Origin of the sequence: Microcystis sp. LE18-22.4A (assembly GCF_027531105.1) — a bacterium.
In the GTDB taxonomy this organism is placed as follows: domain Bacteria; phylum Cyanobacteriota; class Cyanobacteriia; order Cyanobacteriales; family Microcystaceae; genus Microcystis; species Microcystis aeruginosa.
On sequence record NZ_JAPZRB010000208.1, the window covers coordinates 1 to 3,979 of the forward strand.

Annotated in this window: 4 protein-coding genes; 1 reads left to right on the plus strand and 3 read right to left on the minus strand. The window is 43.8% G+C overall.

Annotated features, from left to right (window positions below):
• Positions 1-198: 198 nt before the first annotated feature.
• The 3 genes from O9295_RS09135 to O9295_RS09145 all read right to left on the minus strand — a co-directional run bounded on the left by O9295_RS09135 (position 199) and on the right by O9295_RS09145 (position 2,484).
• Positions 199-954, minus strand: coding sequence for a class I SAM-dependent methyltransferase (locus O9295_RS09135; protein ID WP_061430335.1), 756 nt, complete (start codon positions 952-954; stop codon positions 199-201).
• Positions 955-1,206: 252 nt separating this feature from the next.
• Positions 1,207-1,761 carry a YqeG family HAD IIIA-type phosphatase gene (locus tag O9295_RS09140; RefSeq protein WP_288032740.1) on the minus strand — a complete coding sequence of 185 codons (555 nt, stop codon included), beginning with the start codon at positions 1,759-1,761 and terminating at the stop codon, positions 1,207-1,209.
• A gap of 99 nt (positions 1,762-1,860) precedes the next feature.
• Positions 1,861-2,484: a class I SAM-dependent methyltransferase gene (locus O9295_RS09145; RefSeq protein WP_288032741.1), complete on the minus strand. Its 624-nt coding sequence runs from the start codon at positions 2,482-2,484 to the stop codon at positions 1,861-1,863.
• Positions 2,485-2,603: 119 nt separating this feature from the next.
• Between O9295_RS09145 and hemH the strand changes: the two genes are divergently transcribed.
• Positions 2,604-3,767 carry a ferrochelatase gene (gene hemH, locus O9295_RS09150; protein WP_147072130.1) on the plus strand — a complete coding sequence of 388 codons (1,164 nt, stop codon included), beginning with the start codon at positions 2,604-2,606 and terminating at the stop codon, positions 3,765-3,767.
• Positions 3,768-3,979 lie beyond the last annotated feature (212 nt).

The following is a 3,979-nucleotide window of genomic DNA, read 5'->3' on the forward strand; positions in this document are numbered from 1 at the left end:
TGTCAGTCTGTAGAGCGACCATAAGACCAGAACAGAGTAAATCTGTTAAGGCAGGTGCGGAACCCCGCAAGGGAAAGAAGCAGAAACCTAAATCGTGAGGTTTGGGAATCACCGTCCGTTTACGGCGGTGAGGATGTCAAAGTTGCAAGGGTAATTCTAACTTTTCTATCATCCTCTGGTTTGATCTTCTTCCGGCAATTATTGATTTTTTCGATAACAGCGCACGGTAATGTGATAGGGATGAAAAATCTCTAGGAAATCTTTTTGTAGGGTTTGAAAAAAGCTCTCAATAATTTTGGGATCGTCGAGATGAAAGGGATATTCTTGATTAAATCCTTTGAAAAAATACCAGTTAATAATTAGCTTTCCTCCTGGGTTTAACCAGTCATAGAACTTTTTAAGTTGGGCTGTAGGTGAGGGCAAATGCTCGATAACATCCAAACAGATAATCGTGTCAAATTTTAGCCGTTCGGGAATTTCCGTATAGAATGAGAGCTTATTAGTATCGAGATTTAATTGCTCGGCACGAAAGCGAACAAATTCATGATGTAGGGGATTAAGATCGCAATAGATCACCTGTTCAACCCCAGAATTCATTGCGGCAGCCAGGGCATGAGTACCGATTCCGCCACCAAAATCTAAGACTTTTCCGCTACCGTGATCATCAATTAATCTCAGGGTTTCCCCGATATATTCTTGACTGGATAAATGCCAAGCAGATAATTCAAATAAATAGTTTTCTTTGACTTTTTCCTGATAGAAAGAATCTGGATTTGTCCAAGAAAATTCTTGATGAGCTAAGGCCGCTAAGGAATCTTTTGCTATCGCTAATTTTGCTTGTAGAATTTCTGGGTCTAATTGTAAAAAGTTTTGTAGGTGTGACTCCAAATCAAAGGAATTGCGCTTGAATTCCGCAACCGAGGAGGATGATAGCAGGGAAGAATCTCGATTCATATATAGAGTGAAGCCAGGGAGAATTAACTAAAAAATCGTTCCCCATTATCTCACAATCTGGCCAAATTATAGCAGGAAGTTTTCGTTAAAACAGTAGTGCCAGCTTTTGGCGTATATCCGCAAAAACTGGCACTGTTGATCTACTAACTTTCATATATTTAAGGTCTTTATCTCGGCTGACCTCATTTCAAATTGTCTATAGTATTTCCTACTTTTCCCTCCTTTCCTCTATACTTAATTATTTTTTAATATTTACTTTTGTGAGGATTGGTCAGGTTTTATTAAGTAATGCTGCGGATGGAGGGAAACGCCGAAAATTTGTGATATCCACACCTCAAAATCGTGGATTGGATAAGCTGCCCCCCCCGTCAAGGGATTTACCATTGGTTTCACCAGAATGGTAAACATTCCCAGACGATTTCCCGCTAAAACATCGGTAAACAAGCGATCGCCAACCATAGCAATTTGTTGGGGGGGGAGACTCATGGCTGCCATCGCTTGCCGGAGTTTGCGTCGAGAGGGTTTCACCGCACCGAGAAGGTAGGGAAGTTGTAAATTATCAGCGATCGCACCGATACGATTTTCGCTAAGATTATTGCTGACCAACCAAATCGGTAGATAAAGACGCAAGGAATCGACCCAACGCTGTAAATCGTCAGAAACCGTCGTTTCCTGGAGGGGAACAAGGGTATCGTCCACATCGAGAATCAATCCTTTAATTTGATGCTGACTCAAAATCTCCAGAGTGAGACCGAGAATCGTATCCCCTAAAATTAAATCGGGTTGTAGAATTTTTGCTCTAGTCATTACTTCTCAAAAATAACTGGCACCGAGTCGATCGAACTCAGCTTCCCTACTTAGTATAAATGACCGACTGCCTCTGAAAATCTTGCCTGGCCGATCCCTTCACTTGGCCGCTTGAATCACCTGTAAACTGCCACCAGCGTATAATTTTTGTTGACAATCACGAAAACCGAGCGCCTGTAAAGATTGGATCAGGTCCCTATCGATAAACTGCCAAGCGGTATGGGTTTCAAATAATTGCAAAAATAGGGCCAAAGAAGGCCAAAAAAGCGGGTTAGTGGGTCGATGAAAATCCACGAGGGCAAAAATTCCCCCCGGTCTGAGAACACGATACACTTCTTGAAGAATTTCCTCTAACTGCTCCGGTTCCATTTCGTGGAGAGCGGCGCTAGTATGAACAAGGGCGAATTCTCCGGCATTAAAGGGCATTTTTTCGGCTAATCCCTCCACATAATGCGCTTGCGGCACCGCTACACTAGCTCGCTCCAGGGCCCGGGGAGAGACATCTAAACCGGTACAGCGATCGGATAGGGGTACTAAATAACGGGTGGTTTGACCCGCACCACAACAGAGATCGAGGATAGGGTCATTTTTAGCGATTTTTAAACCTTCTAGGGCCAATTGCCGAAAACGGGTCTCCCCACCCACCGCTAGGGCAGCCAGACGGGAGATACCATCGTAAAGCCATTGATATTGATAACTGAGGGGACGTAAAATTGTCGCCAAGATCAACCTCCAAGATTTGATTAAGTTCGATATTGTCTGTAATTTGTTTTAACGGTTCCACCGATATATTGTTAAACTTGGTAAAGAATCTGAAAATTTAAAAATTATCTGTTAACACTATGGGTCGCGTTGGGGTTCTATTATTAAATTTGGGTGGGCCAGAGCGGTTAGAGGATGTGCGTCCTTTTCTATTTAACCTTTTTTCTGACCCAGAGATCATCCGTTTACCGATCAAAGGATTACAAAAACCGTTAGCTTGGTTAATATCGACGCTAAGAGCGAGTAAATCCCAGGAAAATTACCGCCAGATTGGTGGTGGCTCCCCTTTACTCAAGATTACGGAAGCACAGGCCACGGCACTGCAACAACGTCTCAAGGAAATGGGGCGCGAGGTGAGCGTTTATATCGGGATGCGTTATTGGAATCCCTTCACCGAAGAAGCGATCGAGCGGATTAAACGGGATCATATCAAAAAATTGGTTATTCTTCCCCTTTATCCCCAATTTTCCATCAGTACCAGTGGTTCCAGTTTTCGTGTGCTGGAGGAAATGTGGCAGGATGATCCCTATCTGCGTTTGACGGAATATACTCTCATCCCTTCTTGGTACGATCATCCCACTTATCTGAGTGCTATGGCCGATCTGATCGCGCGAGAATTAGAGCAGTGTCCTCATCCTGACCAAGTACATATCTTTTTTAGCGCCCATGGTGTCCCCCAAAGTTATGTGGAGGAAGCGGGAGATCCCTATCAAAGGCAAATTGAAGAATGCACTAGGGCGATCATGCGTACGCTAAACCGACCCAATCAGTACACTTTAGCCTATCAAAGTCGCGTCGGTCCGGTGGAATGGCTAAAACCCTATACTGAAGATGCTTTAAAAGGGTTGGGAGAGCAGGGAATTAAGAATTTATTGGTCGTGCCGATTAGCTTTGTCTCGGAACACATCGAAACCCTGCAAGAAATCGATATAGAGTACCGAGAAGTGGCGGTCGAAGCGGGAATTGAACATTTTCAGCGAGTACCCGCTCTTAACACTCACCCGATGTTTATCGAATCTCTCTCCCAGTTAGTGGTAAAATCCCTAGACGAGAAACCCACCACTTTCGAGCAAATTACCCGTCCGAAAGCGAATATGAAAATGTATCCCCAGGAACGTTGGGAATGGGGGATGACAACGGCAGCCGAGGTGTGGAATGGTCGATTAGCGATGATCGGTTTTCTGGCAATTATTATCGAATTAATTACCGGTCAAGGACCGTTACATTTTGTTGGTTTATTATAACCTCGATCTTCGCTGCCATTGCTTTTGACGGTAATTTCTCACCCTGTGTAACCACCAAGACAAGGTTGGGTTTAAGTAGGGCTTGCTGAATAAATCTAAAAACCTTGTTGGATAAGACTTTTGGACTTTTTTCCCCTCAAAAAGTACCAGATATGGGAGTGATCAGGGGTAAATTCAGGGACTTTTTCCCTGAAAATTAGGTAATTGACCCC

Bases quoted from the DNA above. Each gene is read 5' to 3' on its own strand.
- O9295_RS09140 (WP_288032740.1), bottom strand. From the start codon at position 1,761: ATGACTAGAGCAAAAATTCTACAACCCGATTTAATTTTAGGGGATACG.
- O9295_RS09135 (WP_061430335.1), bottom strand. From the start codon at position 954: ATGAATCGAGATTCTTCCCTGCTATCATCCTCCTCGGTTGCGGAATTC.
- hemH (WP_147072130.1), top strand. From the start codon at position 2,604: ATGGGTCGCGTTGGGGTTCTATTATTAAATTTGGGTGGGCCAGAGCGG.